The following is a 22,222-nucleotide window of genomic DNA, read 5'->3' on the forward strand; positions in this document are numbered from 1 at the left end:
GCCTCCATTTTTAGTCGTTATTTTCCTGATATTTTGCTGACTGCATAGCAATCAATTCTTCATCGCTGAAGTAGTCAATCCTCATTGCCTTCTTTACATCGCTGAGAGTCTGTGCGGCTCTTGCTTCGGCAACCTCAGATCCCTTTTTAAGAACATCATATACATAAGGGATGTCCTTCTGGAACTCTTCTCTGCGCTTTCTGATGGGCTCAAGCTCAGCCTGGAGAACGTTATTAAGGAACTTCTTAACCTTAACATCTCCAAGACCGCCTCTCTGATAATGTGCCTTCATCTCATCGAGATTAGCATAATCAGGAGCGAACTCTGCGAAATGCTCATCCTTTGCAAATGCAGTAAGGTATATAAATACAGGATTATTCTCAACTTCACCGGGATCCTCAACTCTTAAGTGATTGGGATCTGTGAACATGCTCATTACCTTTTTCTTGATAGATTCCGGAGATTCTGAAAGGTATATGCAGTTACCGATAGACTTACTCATCTTAGCCTGTCCGTCTGTGCCGGGAAGTCTAAGGCATGCTTTGTTGTCAGGCAGAAGAATCTTGGGTTCAACAAGTGCCTCTCCATAAATGGAATTGAACTTATGAACAATCTCTCTGCACTGCTCGATCATAGGCTCCTGATCCTCACCTACAGGAACAGTTGTAGCCTTAAATGCAGTGATATCAGCAGCCTGGCTGATGGGATATGTGAAGAATCCTACAGGAATGCTTGCTTTAAAATCACGCATCTGAATCTCAGATTTAACTGTGGGATTTCTCTGAAGTCTTGCAACAGTAACAAGATTCATGTAATAGAATGTAAGCTCGGTGAGCTCCGGTATCTGTGACTGTACAAACAAAGTACTCTTAGCAGGATCAAGTCCAACTGCAAGATAATCAAGAGCAACTTCGATAATGTTCTGTCTTACCTTTTCAGGATTCTCAGCGTTATCTGTAAGTGCCTGAGCATCGGCTATCATGATGAAAATATCATCGAATTCGCCTGAGTTCTGCAACTCAACCCTTCTTCTAAGTGATCCGACATAATGACCGATATGAAGCTTACCTGTCGGGCGGTCGCCGGTCAATATTACTTTAGACATAACTTTTTCCATCTCCTTAATGATTTACTACAGTATTATACCACGAAACCTCATGGTTTTTTAATAGAAAGTGCAAACTGTTCCCTACTAACTGCAGCAAGAACATTTGCCATGTTGGGAGTTTGTCCCAAAGGGCCATATCCCTGATGAATCGGGACTACACCAAAGCCCATGGGCTTTCCGCCTATTCTGTTTTGCATATAATCACCGATTTTTACGCAAACGCTGTTCATAACCGCATCACGGATTCCCCATTCCGTAAGCTTTGACAGCATTTGATCGGTTGTGGCAAGCTCCTGTATTATTCTGGCCTGTGATATGGTGCCACCTGCAAGGACTGTATGTAAAGATAAAACTTCTCTTCTTCCATCTGCGGTCCATGTATGGGTATCCATAATACCTGCAGCAAGTCTGATCAGCTTAGAACAGTTACCAACAAGAAGGAAATTCTCCATTCCTATGGCAGCAGCCATGTCTATAGCACTTCCGATATAATTGCGGCATCTGATGCAATGAGTCATGGAAATATGAACAGCATCCTGTACATACTTATGTCCGGAATTTCCGGGTACTGCAATTATGTTCCTGATTCCTCTGTCGTACTGTTCTTCCAATGAGTTGGCAATTTCCATTAAAATCTCGTTCTGAGACGTGGGAACTATATTGCCTCCGCTTCCAAGAATAGTGTTGGTTGCAAGATTGTTATTAAAAGATACAGTAGAAACCTTTATCATGAGAAGCGGCATAACATCTGCAAATCTGACCACATCTGCAACAGCCTGAAAAATAACGTTCCGCGCTTCCTTATCAATAGCCGCATAATTTGCAAGGCCTATCTCATTAGTCTCTGTAAGCCTTGTTATGCCCTCCATACCATCAAGGTATAGATTTATATATTGCGGCTTTATATAAACTCTTTCGGGAATATCAGCAAGTTTTCTTACTCTCTCAACGCTTACATGAATCTCCGCAGTATTTATAAGCCCAGGAATACGCATACCATTTAATACAACAGCATATTCACGAAGAGCTGTATTTTCAGGGTGAGGCACGAATCTAATGGGAATATCAATTATTCTGCCATCATCACGCTGAAATTCTATGCTTTCATAGTTGATTCTAAGCAGTAAAGCAGCAGCCGCAGCTTTCGCAGCAACTGCAGCAAGTGCACCACCGGTCAAACCGGGAATATTTGAAAAACCGTTATCGTTTTTTTGTGCAAAATCTGCGTTTCCCAAAAGCGTTCCTCCTTACTTTTATAATACATAAAGTATACCACATTCACGATATCTCGTGTTTTCTTTAAATTACACTTTAATAAAGTTTACAAAATCTCGTTATTTGTTATTTTTAATTTCGAGTTATTTTATACTTAGTTTATGTTTTGTCCATATTCTGTACAAATTTGGCCCGTATTATAAATGTAACAGGAGTTAGAACTTCTGACTCCCCCAACAAAACTTTTTTCATACCGGGTTGTCTGGTTCCCCACCGGACAACCCCTCCTCCCAAAATTCCGAACACGCAAGTGTTCTTTTTTTATGGGAAATCCGGAGAATTTCCTATATGATTAAATAGGATTTCGCTTGCGAAATCCTCGCGCGCGAGCGGTATTGCGAAGCAATATCCTTCATCTCCGCGAGCTGCGCATCCTGCGGAGCACTTTTTAATTTCATAGGAATTTCCTATGAAATTAAAAAGGACACGCCTTACGGCATGTCCCTTCAAAATTCTATTTAGTTATATCTCATCTGCTTTTCAACCATTCTGATAAACTCGTTATTATTTCTGGTCTTAGCAAACATATTGATGCACTGATCAACAGCTTCATCAGCCTTCATACCATTGAAGCCCTTTCTGAGGGTATTAACAGCAGCAAGCTCATCGGGCTTAAGAAGTAGATCCTCTCTTCTGGTACTGGATTTGGCAATATTGATTGCAGGGAATATTCTCTTTTCCTGCATCTTTCTGTCAAGAACCATTTCCATGTTACCTGTACCCTTGAACTCCTCGTAAATAACATCGTCCATCTTGGAGCCGGTCTCAATAAGAGCTGTTGCAAGGATTGTAAGACTTCCGCCTTCCTTCATGTTTCTTGCTGCACCAAAGAATCTCTTAGGCATGTGAAGAGCTGCGGGATCAAGACCACCTGAAAGTGTTCTTCCTGACGGTGGAACAACGATATTGTAAGCTCTTGTAAGTCTTGTTATTGAATCAAGAAGAATCATAACGTCTTTATTGTGCTCAACAAGGCGCTTCGCTCTTTCAATAACCATCTCTGATACTCTCTTGTGGTGTTCAGGAAGCTCATCGAATGTTGAATAAATAACCTCAACGTTAGGTCCTTCAATGCATTCCTTGATATCTGTAACTTCCTCAGGACGCTCATCAATAAGAAGAATAATGAGGTGAATGTCAGGATTATTTCTCTTAACTGACATTGCTACATCCTTAAGGAGTGTTGTCTTACCTGCTTTCGGAGGTGAAACGATCATTCCACGCTGGCCCTTACCGATAGGAGAAATGAGATCCATGATTCTCATGGCAATTGATGATCCGGGATACTCAAGTACTATCTGTCTGTTAGGGAAAATAGGTGTCATATTCTCGAAGTTCCAACGTCCCATTGCAACCTCGGGCTTATAACCATTTATAGTATTAAGCTGGAGAAGAGCTCCGAACTTATCGCTTTCTTTCTTCTGACGGCTGATGCCTGCAAGTATATCACCAGTCTTAAGATTATACTTTCTGATCATTGCAGGAGCTACATAAACATCATTTTCTCCGGGAAGGAAATTCTCGCAGCGGATAAATCCAAATCCATCCTGCATTACTTCAAGGATTCCGTGTGCAGGAATACCGTTTGCAAGCTCTTCCTCAGAAACTCCGTCTTCCTTCTTTGCATTTTCTTTTTCTTCGCCCTTTGCTTCTGCAGGTCTCTTTCCTTCAGAAGGAGCACTCTCTTCACGACTAACTGTCTTATTCTCAGACTTTGCTGAAGCATCAGTTGTGATTACAACCTTCTTTCTTGCAGGCTTTGCAGCAGGCTTTTTAGCCTTTTCTTCAGCTGCTTCGCTGGCCTTTTTCTCAGCAATTTCAAGCAGAGCATCAATAAGCTCTGATTTTTTCATAGTAGTAACGCTTTTAACACCATTCTGCTTTGCAAGATCCCTTAAGGACGCAAGTGTTAGTGTCTCTAATTTTTCTCTCAACGTAATTACCCTTTCTTTTAAACAAAAAAATTATAAACAATCACTAAGTTTTCTAACCATATCAATGTGGAATTTAAAACGGAACAATAGAATATAGTCTACTGACTAAAGACACAATACATCATAAAAAGAATAAATGCAACAAAAATTTTAAAAAATAAGAAATTATTCAGAATTGGATTTACCGCCGTCAATCATGATACCGATTGCTTCCATGGCAACCTCGTATAAAGTAGCCATCTGCTTGGCTCCCTCATCGTCCATCTCAGCAAGCTTATTGTACTGAGCGGTAAAATAGTTTTTGGCCTGTACTACGGTAGCGTTACTAATCACTCTGCCGTTACTCATGATAGTACCGGTCTCGGAATTGTACTTACCTGTAGCGCTTTTCTTTTGAGCATCACCCATTCCCATGGACTGCGCCAGTGAATGAATAAGAGCTTCTCTACCTTTATTATCCGACATAATCTTTTCCCCTCGTTAGATTATATTTGTATTAAGCCGGAAGTCATCAATCGATGACTTTCCGGCATAAAGCCTAAATAATATCAGCTCTTAACTACTTCCTTAATGGACTCGGCAAGACCTGCAACACCTGCAATACTACTGGGAACGATGATCTTAGTAGCCTGACCGTTTGCAGCCTTCTCAAATGCCTCAAGGCTCTTGATTGTAAGAACAGACTCATCTGCGCCTGCTTCCTTAAGCATCATTATACCATCAGCATTAGCCTTCTGTACATTTCTGATAGCTTCAGCCTGACCTTCTGCTTCTCTGATCTGCTTCTCCTTCATAGCTTCAGCCTTAAGGATTGTAGCCTGCTTATCAGCTTCTGCCTGAAGAATCTTACTCTGCTTTTCACCTTCTGCAACTGTGATAGCTGACTGCTTCTCACCTTCTGCAAAGAGGATTTTCTCTCTCTTCTCACGCTCAGCCTTCATCTGCTTCTCCATGGCATCACGAATCTGCTCCGGAGGATTGATGTTCTTAAGCTCTACACGTGTGATCTTGATACCCCAGGGATCTGTTGCGATATCAAGTGCATCCTGCATCTGAGCATTGATCTGATCACGGCTTGTAAGAGTCTCATCAAGAGTAAGAGATCCGATTACGTTACGAAGTGTTGTAGCTGTAAGGTTCTCAATAGCTCCGATAGGATTGCGAACACCGTAAGCATAAGCTTTGGGATCAGAAATACGGAAGAACACGATTGAGTCAATCTGCATTGTTACGTTGTCCTGTGTGATAACAGGCTGAGGCGGGAAGTCACAATACTGCTCCTTCAGATCCACTTTTCTCGCAACCTTATCGATAAAAGGAATCATGAAGTGAAGACCGACATCCCAGGTCTCCTTGTAGGCACCAAGACGCTCAACGATAAAAGAATGAGCCTGAGGAACAATCTTGATGTTCATTGCAATAAGAACAAGAATAAGAATAATAGCTATAAAATATGGCATACCTTTTCCTCCTTAAATTATTCTTTATTTACAAATAATTTATTTCCCTCAACTCTTTGAATGACAACCGTTTCCCCAACTTCTATATTCTCATCATCATTCACACTTCTGGCATTCCATGTGGTTCCGTCCATCATTACGGTTCCTGCTTCAGAAGTGTTGTCTATTGCGGTAGTCACCTTAACTTTTCTGCCAACAATCGCATCTATATTGGTTTTAGATATCTTACTATTAAGATACTTCATTGAAAGCGGTCTTACAAGCAAAAGTGACACAATTGACACAAGAATAAACACAACTATCTGAAGAGGTACTGATGCACCGCAAATCGCCAGTAAAAAGGCTGCGAATGCACCAAAGGCAAACCAGATTGTAGATAGTCCAAGAGTAATTATCTCAATAACTGCAAGAACTATTGTAGCTAAAAGCCAAAATGTCTGTGGATTTAAGTTAAATAAGCTATTATACATACAGTTCGCCCTCCCCTGAATTCAGATTGATTATGAAATCTCGTTTACGTAAATCTGTACACGGCTCTGAATGATATCAGCAACCTCTGCGGCGGTTTTCTGACCACTGAAGTAAGCTGCAGCCTCTTCTTTTATGATCTTATTAACTTCTTCGTTATAGTTACCTACCTGGCTAACTGATCCGAGGTAATCAATTACTTCCTGAACCTCTTCATCAGTCATAGGATCAATGATGATCTCTGTATCTCCGATGTAGAATACATCATCATATTCAACCTCTTTACCATTTTCATCTATGTAAGTAGGTCTCTTCTTTGCAGCAGCTGCAAGCTCGTTTATTTTCTTCATGCTTACAGGCCATGCAGTATCGATAGTATTCTGGTATTCATCTGTAAGGAAATATCTTACAAACTGCCAGCATCCGTCCTTAACCTTTGAGCTGTCGCTTATTGTAAGCTGCAGGTTCGGGAAAATAGCAGCACCTGTGCCATTTTCTGAAGGGAAGCCAACAGCGACAATATCCTTACCGTAAATACCCTTCTCTTCGTAGCTTACATCAGAGAAACCACTAATACTGATTCTGGAAGCAAGAGCCTTACCCTCTCTCCAAAATGCAGAGTTATCTGCAAAATACTCATCATCATCAAGTTCCTCCGGGAATTCGTTGGCAAATTCCAGAAGATGAATAAATGCATCTGAGTTGTAGCTGCAGGTAAGTGTTGACCAGTCAATGAACTGTGAGCCTGTAAGACTGAGAGCCATTTCAAAGAGGTCATCTCTTCCCAAAGCACCAAATACATTCTTATATTCTACGTTTTTATCCTTGATAAGCTTCTCAAGATCAGCTATAGTCCAGGTCTTGTTATCACCAACATTCTCTTTAGCTGTCATAACAGTCTCAACGTAGAAGCTTGGAATAAGCTTATACATCTTGCCATCTGTCTTGAATACTTCCATTACACTATCAAGGTACTCATTCTTGGAGAGTTCCTCGTCGTTCTTGAAATAGTCAGACATATCAAGGAAAAGTCCCTTTGAAATATAACTATCAACAGGCATATCTGTATCAAGAACAAGGATATCCGGTATATTACCTGAAACAATGTCAGTGTTAAGTCTGTTAGCACCGCCTGAATAGTTATCATCGGTGTCGTATTTTGAGTAATCAGAGATTACAATTCTGTACTCTTCGTTCTCTTTATTGAACTGTACAACCTGCTTTCTTACATCATAGTCAATGTAGTTACAGCCAAGAATAATGGTCTTCTTATCCTTTACATCCTTAGGATTGATTTTGGTAAGAATAGCAAGGATATATGCTTCATCAGTAGGAAGCAGACAGAAAATATCTGTCTCGTTAATAGCTGCAAATGAGTAAATACCATAAACACTGATGTCTGAATCTACGTAGTTCATGATCATCTTGGGTTCAGCATCACCGATGTTGTATGAATAAACACCTTCACCATTTGAAAGAAGAAGGTCAGAGCCAATACCTGATGCAATATTGTACTCGTATGCAGCAACTGTAGAGCCCTCAATCTTGTTAAGCTTAGCAGCATCAAAATCAAGGTTATAGAAATCCATGTATTCTTCACCATTGATCGCTGCTATTACTCCGCCATCGTTTTTGCCATATAAAGCAAAGTAGTTACCATAAGAAGAATCAAAATCTTCGCCGCAGTCAACGTCCTTTATAAAAGAACCGTCGTCTTTATTGTATAACTGAATACCGTTGGAATCAGAAACTGCAATACCTTTATCTGTGGGCACGAAGGATGTTATATAGAAATAAGTATCTTCGCTCTCTTCATATTGCATCTTCTGTCTAAACTGCTCAGTTCCATCAGCTGAATACTTTACAATATAGTATTCCTCTGAACCCATAGACATAGAGCCGCCAACCATGCCGCCATCTTCTGTGAAAAAGGCGCCTTCATCACTTGACTCAAAATCGCCTTCTTCAAGCTCGATAACTTCGCCATCTTCTTCTCCTGGAGCATCGGGAGTATCAGGTGTATCTGCATCATCACCACTCTCATCATCACCACTCTCATCTTCATCAGATATGTCAGCGGGACCTTCGCCTGCAGCTTCAGCATCCTGAGCAGCCTTTGCATCAGAATCATCTGTTGAACCATCTGTAGCCTCAAAAAGTGAAACAGGGCCATCAGTAGAGCCACCGGGGAGAATGTTGCTATAACCGGATTCAATTGTATAAATTGAACCATCCTCAGCAACAGCTACCTGTGACACAGTTGCATAATCACCGCCACCAATCGGCACCTTCTCGACGTTTGTTCCATCACTGTTCATGGTGAAAACAACAGTCTGAACATCATCACTACCATAGAAGTTACCTGCAGCATAAAGCTTATCGCCGAAGGTTCCAAGGTAGCTTATAGAATTAGTATCTACATCACTTCCAAGATCGATGTCATTTTCCTTGTAAACATAGTCCTTAACATTGTGCGTAGCATCTGACTCATCACTTGATGCTGCCTCTTTTTTCTTACCGCATCCCGCAGCAGATATAACCATAACTGCAGCAAGCGATAAGCTAAGCGCACGCTTAAGATAGATTTTCTTCATAAATTACCTCCATAATGAGAATCGATAAAATGTTAAAAATGTTTCCATTTATCGTTATGATATTTGACTCTTGATTCCATGTCATACTTCCAGTCAAGGAATCCGGCCCATATCTCACCGGCTCTCCACTTCCGGTGTCTGTAGCTGTGAACTACTATAATAGCAATCATTATAAATGACACTATTGCAAAGATAATCTGGACGAGAAGCATGTATGCGAGGATATTCTCATAGGCTCTCGCATTGTTCTCCCAGTACGGATATATAATAGGCTTAATCTGCATAGATCTCTTACTAAAGCTGCCAATAACATCCAAAAGATTCTTGTTATGATATCTTGCAGAATTATCTACTACTTCAACAATATTGGTATTAAGATTAAGATTCTTAATAAGAAAACTCTTGGCGTAATTATCTACAGGATTAGGCATTACAACCTCCATGCAGATAATACCTTTACTTTCAGTGTTCAGGTCTGACTCGCCGTTTTCATCCTCGTCATCATCCTTCTTTTTGACATTAACACTTCCTATGCTGGTATCAGTAGCAAGTACGGAAGAATCAATTGTTCCGTAGGTTGCAAGAGACTGATATGAAAGATAGATCGTAGGGAAATTTAGTCCTGCTTCCTTTACATATTTACCGGAATCTCTTTTTACAACTCCGGAAATATAATGAGGAACACCCTTTATCAAAACCTGCATTCCCACAATATCAACAGAACCAAACAGCTGCCATGCAAGGTCTTCATCAAGCATTACAAGGTCCGTCATCAGTGAGTCGGAATTTATGTAGTTACCGGATAAAATCTTCATAGGATGGAACTGAAAGAAATCACCGCCGATACCAACAGCAAAAGCATCAACGCTTCGCTTGTCTCTTGTAACGGTAATGCTTCCCATTGCACTGTAGCAGTCGTTCCATACAGCATCGCCGCCCTGTTTACTGGCTGTTGCTTCCTGATAACCATCAGCTATAAGCCCTTTATTTATGTTGTATTCGTATTCCTGTATAGAGTCAGAGCTTATACCTGCGCTCTCGGAAAATATCATTGTAACCTGACCGCATCTGACATCATTTGACCATCTTGAGCCCTCGTTCTGATCATAGATTCCATCAGATATGTGATCCTTAACTGCATTCAGTATAAAGATGGTTGCGATCATCAAGATCAAAGCTATCAAATATATGATCTGCGAAACACGCAGATGTTTTATTTTCTCTTTTATACCTGCAAAAAATTTATTCATTGTTATTAGCCAGTCTCACCTGATCTCCTGAATTTACAAGGGCTGTTGTGGTGGTTATTACGTACTCATCTCCCTCAAGACTTCCGCTAATAGCTGCTGTAGTATCATCTGATGCAAGTACTTCAACATCTACTCTGGAAGCAATATATCTGTTTCCAAGAGGTGAAGATTTGGACTTAACAACAAGTATAAACTTACCGTTCTGGTCCTCACGTACAGCACCTGCAGGAATAGTAAGGTCATAAACATTTGACTTCTCACCAATCTGAAGACTTACTGACTGACCATTCTGAACCTCAGGACTCTCAATAGTAAATGTAAGAACCTTCTTTGTATTAGGATTCTGTTTATCAGCAGTGATTGATTTAAGAGTTGCCTTGAAATCAGTGTAATACCAAGCATTCTGAGGCTCAGCTATATCACCGACCTTAAGTCCCTTTGCCTGATCAACTGTAACGCTGAAGCTCGTAACCATATCCTTACCGTCAACCTGAATAACTGCAACTTCATTATCGGCACTTGTTGACTCACCTGCCTTAAGTGTAAGTGATGTAACTGTACCTGCAACAGGAGCTTCGATCTTACCGCCTGTAGACTCAGCTTTAAGCTTCTCTACGGTTTCCTTCTGTTCTTCAATATCATCTCTCTGATTGCAAAGCTCGATTTCCTTACCAATTTCAGTAAGAAGCTCTGTTCTCTCAGTTGTAGCCCTTTCAAGCTCAAGTGCTGTCTTGTTTTTAGCATCCTGAAGGCTTGCGGCCTTTCTCTGATAATCACTGTCAACCTGTCCGGCCTGTGTAGTCATCTGAGATACATCCTTAGCATTATTTGCCTGCTGAATTGTAAGATCACTCTTTTCCTCATTGAGGGCATCAAGAGTCTGATCAGCAAGCCAGTATTCCGCATCATATTTAGCATATTTCTTTGAATAATCTTTATCTGTTTTCTTTAATGCATCACGTTTTTCCTTAGCGTGATCTTTTGTCTCCTGAGCATCTGTAATCTGCTCTTCGATCTGAGCCAGCCTGTAGGTAATCTCTGCATCCTGATACTGAGGTGTAGCCTCATCATAGTTATACTGTGCTGATGTATAGGACTGAGCCTGGGACTGCTCATCAATTACTGCCTGAGCAGCTTCATCGGCAGCCTTTGCAGCATCATATCTGTCACTGGCAGCCTTAAGCTTTGTCTGATAATCATCAAAAGTAAGAGTTACACCGCTTCTGATTCTGGTAATTGATGCATCATCAATATCACCTGAGAAAAGCGCAGATTCATAGGTCTGTGTCATTTCTTCAAGCTTTGTCTCAGCTTCTGTAAGCTCTGTAGATTCTTTGTCTTCAAGATAGTACAGAATATCTCCTTTATCTACATGAGCACCTTCCTGTACTGCAACACTTTTAATAACTCTTTCCTGAGAAACCTTAACATTGTAAGGATCCGACGCTTCAACCGTACCTGTTCCTCTTATCATCGGAGAAATATTACCTTCCTGAACCTGCTGAATAGCAACTTCAGGCAAAGAATAATTCATGATGGTATTTGAAAAGAATGTGAGCAAAAGAAGTATTACAAGAAATGCAATTGTAATATCCTTGATAATATCCTTTCTGCTCTTTTTGTTCACGGTTGTACTTACTTCTGACATACCTCTTCCTCTTCCTTAAAAATCTATTCTAAATTACAATATTATCCCTTTAAGCCGCCCTGATATGAAATACCCTCAACCAGGTATTCCTCTCCATACAGGAATATCAAAAGTGGCGGAACCAGATATATAACAGCAACTGCAAAGGCAAGACTTATCTCACCAGCATTTATCTTCGACAAAAATACCGACAGCGGATGCAGCTCATCATTTGATAAAAGAATAAGCGGCTGCTCAACCATATTCCAATAATCAATAAACACAAGAATTGCTATTGAAATAAGTCCGCTTTTACAAAGCGGCATACATATCTTGGAGAAAATCTGCCACTCTCCTGCGCCGTCAATTGATGCGGCTTCCATAACCTCAGTAGGTATTCTTCTGATGAATTTCGTCAGAAGGAAAACTGCAAATGGTGAGAAAAAACCCGGAAGCAATATCGCCCATCTGGTATCAAGTATTCCCAGCCACTGGGAAACCAGGTAATTGGGAACCAACGTAACCTGATAAGGCATCAGCATCAAAATAATATATATAAAGAATATGACTTCTCTAACTCGTCCCTGATATCTTGCAAAACCGTAGGATGCAAGCATTGCGATCATCAGCTGTACTCCCACGATTGGCACTACATAAAGTACACTGTTCCAAAACTTAACCAGGTACTCAGGTGATTTAAACAGCACCGCATAATACTGACTAAAGGAAACTATATCCGGTATAAACTTTAGGTTAACGGTCTTGGATATGAATACCTTTCCGCCGTTTTCCGTAGTCTTGAATACAGCTCCGTAATTGGCGCTTATCTCAGATGAACTCATAAACGAATTCGTAATGGTAAGTATTATGGGTGTAAGAAAAAGCACCGCAAAAAACGCAGCTATTATCGTGCCGATAATAATGCCGTATTTATATATTCTCTTGTTTCTATGCGCCTTCCTTATCGCTCTTTCATAAAAGACCGTTTCGGAACGCGGCTTTCTAATCTCAGCCATTTATTAGCCTTCTATATCCCTTCCATATCGGTCTTCTGTGATAAACATAATAAACATAAGTATTACTACCACTATTGCCATCATAATGGCTGATGCCGACAGCTTCTGATAATCCACAGAAGCAAAGGTATTATTCATAAAGTGCTGCATCATGTACAGGGTCTGGTAGGGATAATCTCCGGTAAGAAGGTAAACCTCTCTGAACACCTTAAATGAATTTATCAGCGACATTATGGTTACAAACAAAATTGTTGATGAGAGATATCTCATCTTAATGGACCAGAAAATCTGTCTCTCTGTGGCACTTTCCAGTCTTGCAACCTCAATCAGATCTTTAGGCACACTGGACAGTGCAGCCATAAACAGAATCATGTTATATCCAAGGTTCTTCCACAAAAACAGAATTACTACCACGATCTGGGCTTTATCTGATTTTAGCCAGTCAATTTTGGACGGACCACCAAAGGCAAGATAAACCTGATTGATAAGTCCGTTGTAGTCAAACAAAACCTGCCAGATAAGCACAATTGAAGCTATAGGCACCATCATAGGGCTAAGGAAAAAGCTTCTGAACTGACTCTTAAACGGAATACCCGATTCCATAACAACTGCAAGAAACAGCGACAGTGCCACAGCCAGCGGCACTGCTACAGCTGAAAACATAAGTGTATTACTGGCCGCCTGTTTAAATGCATTGTTATTAAATACTCTTACGAAATTATCAAAGCCTACAAACTCCTTCTGAATGGGGTTATTTACAACTGCATAAAAAACTACCACCAGGAAAGGAAGAACAAAAAATGTAAGAACTCCTGCTAGCGAAGGACTAAGGAAAAGCCATGAAACAACTGTCTCTCTGATCTTCTTCCTTGTGGATTTCTTTTGTAGATGCTCTTTTAAATTCGTGCGCTTTTTAGGCATAGCTGTCTGACCGGCAGCATTACGCCTAAGCATTCTATTTAGTTTTTCGCCTTTGTCCTTGACCTTATCAAGAACTTTTAGCTTATTTTCCATATTTACTCACTAGATTTTAATTTTTAAAGCTATGTATAGGAGCGGGAATTCTTCCGCCTCTGTCTACAAATGCAGCACAGTCAAACTTATTAACAGGCATAATGGGACCAAAGCCAAGGAGTCCGCCAAAATCAACTGTGTCACCTACAGTTTTGCCTATTACAGGAATAAGTCTTACGGCTGTTGTCTTCTGATTGATCATTCCGATAGCCATCTCATCGGCGATGATACCCGCAAGGGTTGTAGCCTTGGTATCTCCGGGGATTGCTATCATATCAAGTCCAACAGAGCATACGCAGGTCATGGCTTCAAGCTTCTCAAGAGTAAGTGCACCTGCATTAACGGCATTTATCATGCCCTGATCTTCACTTACAGGAATAAACGCACCTGAAAGACCTCCCACATAAGAAGATGCCATAGCTCCGCCCTTCTTAACCTGATCATTCAAAAGTGCAAGAGCTGCTGTAGTTCCGGGAGCACCTGCATGCTCAACACCGATCTCATGAAGAATATCAGCAACACTGTCGCCAATTGCAGGGGTGGGTGCCAGTGAAAGATCCACGATTCCAAAAGGAACGCCAAGTCTCTCAGAAGCTTCCTTTGCAACAAGCTGACCAACTCTTGTTACCTTAAATGCAGTCTTCTTGATGGTCTCGCAAAGAACCTCGAAGTTCTCTCCTCTGACCTTCTCAAGAGCCGTCTTAACAACTCCGGGGCCGCTGACACCGACATTTATAATTCTGTCAGCCTCAGTAACACCGTGGAATGCACCTGCCATGAAAGGATTATCATCGGGAGCATTGCAGAAAATTACTAGCTTGGTACAGCCTGAGCTGTCAGTATCCTTTGTCTTATTAGCTGTTTCAAGAATGATATCTCCAAGGAGCCTTACAGCATCCATATTGATACCTGTCTTGGTAGAACCAACATTTACTGATGAGCAGACAACGTCAGTAGATGAAAGTGCTTCGGGAATAGACTCAATAAGGAGCTTATCTGCTGTTGTCATTCCCTTACTTACAAGTGCGCTGTAACCACCAAGAAAATTGATTCCTACATCCTTAGCTGCTCTGTCCAAAGTCTTAGCTATTGTGACAAAGTCTGAAGGCGTCTTACACGCAGAAGCACCGATGAGGGCAATTGGCGTAACCGAAATTCGCTTATTTACAATCGGTATACCGAACTCTTTTGAAATCTCCTCACCGGTTTTAACCAGATCCTTTGCACTTTCGTGGATCTTGTTATAGATTTTTTCATTAAGTGCTTTTAAATCTGTATCTATGCAATCAAAGAGGCTGATGCCCATTGTAATTGTACGGACATCCAGGTTCTCTTTTTCTATCATTTCATTAGTTTCTGATACTTCGCTGATATTTATCATGATATCTCCTTTAGATTCTGTGCATTGAGTCAAAGATCTCTTCTCTCTGACATTTAACTACAACACCGATATCATTTCCAATATTTTCAAGGGAATCAGAAAGATCGTTGAATGCCACTTTGCTTCCTGAAACATCAACAATCATCATCATGTTAAAATAACCGGACACGATTGTCTGTGAAATATCAAGAATGTTTACATCATTATCAGCAAGGTATGTACATACTTTTGCAATGATTCCGACGGTATCTTTTCCTACTACAGTAATGATAATTTTGTTCATAAGACACTTCTCTCCTCTAAAACTCCAAAACCTGTGACAATTCATTTCTGGCAGCAACCATGATAGGGAAATCACTGCCATGATATGGGTTATTACCCATTTCTATTTCAACCCTTACCGTCTCATAAGCCAGTTCAGGAAGATTATTTTCTTTACTCAGGTGCCCGAGAATTATTCCTTTTAGATTATCATGCAGGATTCTGCAAAGAAGCTCCCCACTTTTCTCATTGGACAAATGTCCTCTTTCCCCGAGAATTCTTTTTTTCAAATAGTATGGATAAGGTCCTGTCTGAAGCATCCTTACGTCATGATTGGCTTCTATAAGAACTGCATCAAGTCCCTGAAGACAATCAACGGTATATTCGTTATAGCATCCAAGGTCAGTTGCTATAGCCATTTTGCTCTTGCCACAGCTTATTCTGTAGCCGACAGGCTCTAATGCGTCATGCATTATGGTCATGGGATTGATTGTAAGATCCTTAACGGATAATTTCTTATCTGCCTTGATCTCATGAAACTCGGCGTTATCCATTTCCCTTTTTTTATCGCTGATTCTGATGCCTTCTATTGTTCCCTTTGTGGCATAAACAGGAATCTCATACTTCTTTAAAATAGTATGCAGACCATTTATATGATCTGAATGCTCATGCGTCACAAATATAGCATCAATATCGGCCAAAGACAAATCTAATTTGTTAAGGCCCTCTTCAATTCTTTTCTTACTGCATCCTGTATCAACCAGGATATGTGTGGTATCAGAACCAACATAAATGCTGTTTCCGCTACTTCCACTGGACAGACTCGCCAGTCTCATTTGTTAAATCTCCGTTTTAAATATTATCGATAAACTGTGAAAAAACTGTGTTTATTGTATGAATAAAGAATTATTTCCAATAAACTTCAATTTTGTCACCCTCATGAATAGCCTGCATATAGTCAGGTGTACCGCCGTTAAGTGTAGTAACGATGGACCTTCCATTAGGCTTACTGAGGTCAAAATCTATTTCATCAAATATATCTACAAAGATATAATCTGATTTTCCATGAAGTGTGATAGGTTCATTATTCACAAGGACGTGTAAATCCCTTGTGATGACTCTTCTTGAAGGTGCAGGCGCAGGCTCAGGCTTAACTCTGTCTTCATTACCTGAAATACTATAGCTTCCATCTTCATTTTCTTCAACATTAAGCTCAGCATCTGCATCATAAGAGGACTCTTCATTCTCCTGCTCGATGGCAACCATATCTGCATCGGGAAAGTTCTGATAGTACTCAAGCACAGCATCCTTACCGCTCTTGAATTCCACCTTGAAGTTCTCATAGACAGGTGTATCCATGCCTGCCACTTCGTTGTTAACTGTAATAACAGTATCCTCTGTAAGCTCGATATCAAGAAGTCTTGCGATCTGCTCTGCTGTCTCATAGTCGAGAATCTTGATCTCATCACCGGTTTTGATGTTGTAGTAACCGGTCTGAGGCTCACCGTTAACTTCTGCAGTTCTCGGAACATCAATGCTCTTTCCGTCTACTGTGATATTAAAGGTGCCCTTGAACTCGGTGATGTCAGCAAGCTCGCTTCTTCCGGGCTTACCGGTTGTGGAGCTCTGTACCTCAATAATGTCGTTAGCATGAATCTTGGTATGAATATCTGCAGGTGATCCGTTAAGTGTGATAACAGCTGACTCACCGGGTTCACCTCTTACCATTCTCTCCTGTCCGTTAACTGAGAATCTAAGCTCCTCACCGCGCTTAGGGAAAAGATCCTCGTTAGGGAAATCTGCCTGCATAGCAGCATCAACAATTGCCAGCTTACCATTGTCATAGATCTTGGTCTGCTGACCATTGAAGGATACAAATACAAAGTTGTTGGACTGCTCATAGAAGCTTACGCAGATACCAAGAGGCGTAACCATAAGTGAATCGCGCTCAACCTCGGAGTTTTCCTCCAGGAACTTGATATTTTTCATAACTTCTTCGCCACGAAGCGCAACACGCTCTTCCGGAATCTTCATCTCTTTTGCAAGAGCCTTGGTATATCCCGGCACGCATCCGCCACCACCTACTACGAACACAGCACTAACAGGCTTATTGCCGTTAAGCTGTTTGATCTGCTGGGTGACCATCTTGCTCATTTTCTCAACAAGAGGCTTAATCATCTTGGCTATTTCCTTGGAAGAAATAGTCTTCTCAAGTCCCATGATGTCGATGTATTTTACCTGCTCCATGTGACTTGCATCAATTTTAATCTGATCTGCGGTGTTGAAATCAACAAGGCAGTGCTGAGCAATAATCTCAGTAATTGAATCACCTGCGATAGGAAGCATTCCGTAGGATGTAATTGTTCCATCGTCGGTGATACAAATATCGGATGTACCTGCGCCTACATCAACAAGTGCAAGATTAAGCATTCTAAACTGCGGAGGAATAGCAACCATCATAGCGGCTATAGGCTCCAGAGTCATGTTTGCAACCTTAAGATCAGCTCTCTCACAGGCTTTATAAAGGCCGTCAACACAGTCATCCGGAAGAAATGTTGCTATAAGATCAAGAGCAACTCTTCCTGCATTATGTCCTTCAAGATTAGCAATCTGATAATCATCAAGGTAATAGTGCATTACAGAATATCCAACAAGATAAAACTTCATGTCGGACTGATTCTGCTGAAGGAATTCCTGATATGCCTTCTCAACTGCCTTAGACTCAAGGTTATAAATCTCTTCCTGAGTCATCTCGCGATTGTCGGTATACTCCTCTTCGAAATTGGTCTTAACCGTACGAAGTACACGACCAGCGGCAGCTATACATACATCAGTAAGATGTATCTGAGTCTTTTCCTCAAGCGCTTCCTTAACTTCTTTTATGGTAGATCCGACTTTGCCGATATCATGGATCTGTCCGTCAAGCATGGCTCTGGTCTCATGCTTCCTGACAGTCTGGGCCATTACATTGAAGGTATTATCCTGCATGTAGCCAACAGTACCTACAACACTCCTTGTTCCGATATCCAGTCCGAATACCACCTTCTGTTCAGATTGTTCACTCATCGTAGCCATTAGTTTTCCCCCAGCTTCAAATCTATACAGCGCTGCATCCCTTCTACATCGCCGCTGTTATCTATTACAAAATCCGCATGCTGCCTGAATTCTTCATCTGACAGCTGTCCCTTTAAAATATCATCAATCTTAGAATCGCTATAACCTCTTGTGGTTTTAAGTCTCTGCCTTCGAACTTCTTCATCAGCGTAAACATACCACATTTCATCAACTATCTTATCGTACCCGTTCTCAATCAGAAGTGCTGCCTCAATGAAAAGATAGTCCAAAGTGTTCTTTTTCTTTTCTTCCTCTATCTGATCAAATATAAATCTGTTCACTGCAGGATGAAGAATATCATTCACCTTAGATAAAAGTGCTTTATCCGAAAAGATCATCCCGGCCATTTTGGCCTTGTCTATTTCGCCCTTTTCATCAAGCACAGCCTCAGATAAAAGCTCAACTATCGGCTCGTAGCAGGGCTGCCCCTTTAGCTTAATGTCATTGGCCACCTGATCGGATAAAATAATCCTGCATTTGCAATGCTTCTCTATGTAGCTTAGAACCGTACTTTTACCGGCACCGACGCCGCCGGTAACTCCAATTACCTTCATACTCACTTTGCCTCGAACCAGTCAGTGCCAACGTGGCAGTCTACATCAAGAGGTACGGCAAGTTCTGCTGCATTTGCCATCTCTTCTTCAAGAATAGCCTTAACCTTATCCTCTTCTGATTTAAGTGTCTCTATCAAAAGTTCATCATGAATCTGAAGTATCATTCTGGACTTAAGCTGTTCATCCATAAATCTTCTGTAAACACGGATCATTGCAATTTTCATAATGTCAGCAGCTGTTCCCTGAATAGGTGCATTCATGGCAACTCTTTCGCCAAACTGTCTCTGCATGAAGTTACCGGATTTAAGCTCAGGCATTGGTCTTCTTCTGCCGTAAAGTGTTGTGGCATAGCCCTTTTCTTTGGCATCTGAAATAGCTTTATCCTGATATCCCTTTACTCCGGGATATGTAGCAAGATAATCTTCCATGTATTTCTTGGCATCCGATCTTGAAATATTTAGATCCTCACTTAAGCCAAAAGCACTTATTCCGTAAACAATACCAAAGTTAACAGCCTTAGCATTTCTTCTCTGGATGTCTGTAACTTCATCAAAGGGTGTATGGAATACCTTTGAAGCTGTAATTCTGTGAATATCTCTGCCTTCATGATAAGCATCAATAAGTCCCTTATCCTCAGACATGTGAGCCAGAATTCTAAGCTCAATCTGTGAGTAGTCCGCATCAGCAAAAACATAGCCTTCCTTTGGAACAAAAACCTTGCGGATTGCTCTGCCAAGCTCTGTTCTCATAGGAATATTCTGAAGGTTAGGCTCTGTTGAGCTTATTCTTCCTGTGGCTGTTATGGTCTGATTGAAGTTCGTATGAATTCTCTCATCATCCTCAATAAAAGCAGCAAGACCGTCTGCGTATGTACTCTTAAGCTTGGTAAGACCTCTATACTCAAGAATATCTGCAATTATGGGATTCTCCGGAGCAAGCTTTTCAAGAACGTCAGCTGCTGTTGAATAACCGGTCTTAGTCTTCTTACCGCCCTTAAGTCCCATCTTTTCAAAAAGAATCTCTCCAAGCTGCTTGGGAGAATTGATGTTAAACTCTTCTCCGGCTGCAGTATGAATATTCTTCTCAAGCTCTGCTATTCTTCCTGTAAGTCTCTCGCCGTAGGCAGCAAGCTCCTCTCTCTTAACAAGAATGCCTTCACTCTCCATGTCATAGAGAATGTATGTAAGAGGCATTTCAATATCATAGAAAAGAGACTTCATCTCTGTATCAGCAAGCTTTTTCTCCAAAATTGGAGCACTCATATAAGCCACATAGGAAATATATCCGGCATACTCTTTTCTCTCATCAATGCCCGCTTCCTTCATGCTCTTTTTACCAAAAATCTGGGCCTTGGATCTGATAGATAGCTGTAGCTGTTCTCCTGCAACATCCTCAGGACTGTAGTCGTTCTTAAGAGGATTAAGGAGATATGCGCCTATAAGCACATCAAAGCATCCCAATGTATCTCTCTTGTAATTCTCCACTTCATAAGGCTTAAAGAATGGATATGCATGCTTAATATCAAAGAATGAAAGCCTTACATTCTCTGACATGGATGAAAGCTCATTACCCACAAGCTCTGCATCAATTCCACCACCTTCAAGATAAAAAGCTTTTTTATCATCAAAGCAAACTGCAATGCCGATGAATTCTTCCTCTGCGAGAATTCCGATTCCGACGAATTTATCCTGTTTATCCTTTGCATAGTCTTTAGCCTTTGCAAATATCTCTTTTGCTTTGGCAAAATCACTTACAAGCTCAAATTCAATATCAGACTTTGTCTGTGTTACATCATTCTCAAATCTGCCAAGGAGATTCCTGAAGTTCAGCCTCTTGAACATCTCATAAGCATCCCTTGTGAAAATGTCATGAAGCTCAGCATTCTCAAAGTTGTAATCAAACTTGGCATTTACATTTATGGTGGCAAGAACCTTGCTAAGATCACAGAGATCTCTGTTGTTTGCAAGGGATTCCTTTATAGCCTTTTTAGTTATATTTTCAAGATTATTATATATATTCTCAATTGATCCATACTCAGCCATAAGTCCCATGGCAGTCTTCTCACCAACCTTGGGAACTCCCGGAATATTATCAGATGAATCACCCATAAGCGCTTTTAGCTCAATAAACTGTAATGGAGTAACACCGTAGAGATTTTTTACATCTTCTGCGAAATAATTCTCTATCTCGGTGCCGCCTGCCTTAGTCTTGGGAATTCTGATACAGATATGTTCTGATGCGATCTGAAGAAGATCCCTGTCTCCTGAAACAAGACGAACCTCCATTCCCTGAGCTTCACCCTTTTTAGCAAGAGTTCCAAGAATATCATCAGCCTCAAGGCCTGCCTTCTCCATGCGACAAATACCCATGGTATCAAGAACCTCTTTCATAAGAGGCACCTGAGATCTGAGTTCTTCGGGCATAGGCTTTCTGGTACCCTTATATTCTTTATAAATCTCATGTCTGAATGTGGGAGCGTGAACATCGAAAGCAACGGTCAGATAGTCCGGCTTTTCCTCATCAATCAGCTTAAACATCATGTTAAGGAAGCCATAAACAGCACCTGTATGAACTCCCTCTGCGTTTGTCAGATCCGGAAGTCCGTAAAATGCTCTGTTCAATATGCTGTGTCCGTCAATTAAAAGTAATTTTTTCCCCATTTTCCCAACCAACTTTTATAGAATCAAAGTATAAACGCAAGCGCTACCGCTACTACAACCTCAATAACAACAAGTACCTGTAAAAAGAACGCTGTTTTTAACAGTCTTTTTCTGGCGCCGAGCCTCTGATAGGCTCTGTTCATCATAAGTTCGAGCTCATGGCTTAAGTTAAAGTTCGTACCATCCTCAAGACTCTGCGTACCTGTTTCAACAAGAAACTGTATTGTAAGTTCTTCCTTACAGCTCTTGCAGCTCTCAATATGTCCCAAAAAGATCTCCAGTGCCCGAACATCAAGTTCATCATCCAGAAATCCCGGTATCATTCTCTGAAATTCCTTACAATCCATAGTATCCTCTGCGATTGCCTAATGGCTAAAACCCAATATCTTGTATGAACATAATACTAGTGAGCATACTTATAACCAATATATAGAATACACTAAATTGTCCAAAGCTACAACCTGTCATACTTATTATTATGAAAAACCCCTGCCGTTTTCATAAAC

Annotated in this window: 18 protein-coding genes; all 18 read right to left on the bottom strand. The window is 40.9% G+C overall.

What is annotated here, in order from left to right:
* Positions 1–10 precede the first annotated feature (10 nt).
* The 18 genes from trpS to G603_RS0107905 all read right to left on the bottom strand — a co-directional run bounded on the left by trpS (position 11) and on the right by G603_RS0107905 (position 22,063).
* Positions 11–1,105, bottom strand: a complete 1,095-nt coding sequence (gene trpS, locus G603_RS0107810) for a tryptophan--tRNA ligase (protein ID WP_026669865.1) — start codon at positions 1,103–1,105, stop codon at positions 11–13.
* 50 nt (positions 1,106–1,155) lie between these two features.
* Entirely contained in the window at positions 1,156–2,343 is a 1,188-nt protein-coding gene (locus tag G603_RS0107815; RefSeq protein ID WP_026669866.1) for a cobalt-precorrin-5B (C(1))-methyltransferase, read from the bottom strand.
* 498 nt (positions 2,344–2,841) lie between these two features.
* The gene (gene rho / locus G603_RS0107830; RefSeq protein WP_026523653.1) at positions 2,842–4,317 is read right to left on the bottom strand and encodes a transcription termination factor Rho; all 1,476 of its coding nucleotides are present in this window, start codon (positions 4,315–4,317) and stop codon (positions 2,842–2,844) included.
* Positions 4,318–4,482: 165 nt separating this feature from the next.
* Positions 4,483–4,782, bottom strand: a complete 300-nt coding sequence (locus G603_RS0107835) for a hypothetical protein (protein WP_026494560.1) — start codon at positions 4,780–4,782, stop codon at positions 4,483–4,485.
* An 83-nt stretch (positions 4,783–4,865) separates the two neighbouring features.
* A complete protein-coding gene (locus G603_RS0107840) occupies positions 4,866–5,777 on the bottom strand; it encodes an SPFH domain-containing protein (RefSeq protein ID WP_026523654.1) in 912 nt (303 codons plus the stop codon).
* 17 nt (positions 5,778–5,794) lie between these two features.
* Positions 5,795–6,247 (bottom strand): NfeD family protein, encoded by a 453-nt coding sequence (locus tag G603_RS0107845; RefSeq protein ID WP_051197558.1) that lies wholly within the window; start codon positions 6,245–6,247, stop codon positions 5,795–5,797.
* A gap of 30 nt (positions 6,248–6,277) precedes the next feature.
* Positions 6,278–8,839: an ABC transporter substrate-binding protein gene (locus G603_RS0107850; protein ID WP_026669867.1), complete on the bottom strand. Its 2,562-nt coding sequence runs from the start codon at positions 8,837–8,839 to the stop codon at positions 6,278–6,280.
* 32 nt (positions 8,840–8,871) lie between these two features.
* The gene (locus G603_RS0107855) at positions 8,872–10,089 is read right to left on the bottom strand and encodes an ABC transporter permease (RefSeq protein WP_026669868.1); all 1,218 of its coding nucleotides are present in this window, start codon (positions 10,087–10,089) and stop codon (positions 8,872–8,874) included.
* Entirely contained in the window at positions 10,082–11,737 is a 1,656-nt protein-coding gene (locus tag G603_RS0107860; protein ID WP_026669869.1) for a biotin/lipoyl-binding protein, read from the bottom strand. The genes G603_RS0107855 and G603_RS0107860 overlap by 8 nt, the downstream gene beginning before the upstream one ends.
* Positions 11,738–11,778: 41 nt before the next feature.
* Positions 11,779–12,732, bottom strand: coding sequence for a carbohydrate ABC transporter permease (locus G603_RS0107865; protein ID WP_081667178.1), 954 nt, complete (start codon positions 12,730–12,732; stop codon positions 11,779–11,781).
* Positions 12,733–12,735: 3 nt separating this feature from the next.
* Positions 12,736–13,746, bottom strand: coding sequence for a carbohydrate ABC transporter permease (locus G603_RS0107870; RefSeq protein ID WP_242829604.1), 1,011 nt, complete (start codon positions 13,744–13,746; stop codon positions 12,736–12,738).
* A 16-nt stretch (positions 13,747–13,762) separates the two neighbouring features.
* Positions 13,763–15,127, bottom strand: a complete 1,365-nt coding sequence (locus G603_RS0107875; RefSeq protein WP_026523661.1) for a PFL family protein — start codon at positions 15,125–15,127, stop codon at positions 13,763–13,765.
* 10 nt (positions 15,128–15,137) lie between these two features.
* Positions 15,138–15,410, bottom strand: coding sequence for an ACT domain-containing protein (locus G603_RS0107880; protein ID WP_026523662.1), 273 nt, complete (start codon positions 15,408–15,410; stop codon positions 15,138–15,140).
* A gap of 16 nt (positions 15,411–15,426) precedes the next feature.
* Entirely contained in the window at positions 15,427–16,224 is a 798-nt protein-coding gene (locus G603_RS0107885) for an MBL fold metallo-hydrolase (protein ID WP_026669870.1), read from the bottom strand.
* A gap of 70 nt (positions 16,225–16,294) precedes the next feature.
* Positions 16,295–18,463 (bottom strand): cell division protein FtsA, encoded by a 2,169-nt coding sequence (locus G603_RS0107890; RefSeq protein ID WP_051207621.1) that lies wholly within the window; start codon positions 18,461–18,463, stop codon positions 16,295–16,297.
* Positions 18,463–19,056 carry a dephospho-CoA kinase gene (gene coaE / locus G603_RS0107895; RefSeq protein WP_026523665.1) on the bottom strand — a complete coding sequence of 198 codons (594 nt, stop codon included), beginning with the start codon at positions 19,054–19,056 and terminating at the stop codon, positions 18,463–18,465. The genes G603_RS0107890 and coaE overlap by 1 nt, the downstream gene beginning before the upstream one ends.
* 2 nt (positions 19,057–19,058) lie before the next feature.
* Positions 19,059–21,716, bottom strand: coding sequence for a DNA polymerase I (polA, locus tag G603_RS0107900; RefSeq protein ID WP_026669872.1), 2,658 nt, complete (start codon positions 21,714–21,716; stop codon positions 19,059–19,061).
* A 23-nt stretch (positions 21,717–21,739) separates the two neighbouring features.
* Positions 21,740–22,063, bottom strand: a complete 324-nt coding sequence (locus tag G603_RS0107905) for a zf-HC2 domain-containing protein (RefSeq protein ID WP_026523667.1) — start codon at positions 22,061–22,063, stop codon at positions 21,740–21,742.
* Positions 22,064–22,222 lie beyond the last annotated feature (159 nt).

This window comes from Butyrivibrio sp. AE3006 (assembly GCF_000424165.1).
Taxonomy (GTDB): Bacteria; Bacillota; Clostridia; order Lachnospirales; family Lachnospiraceae; genus Butyrivibrio.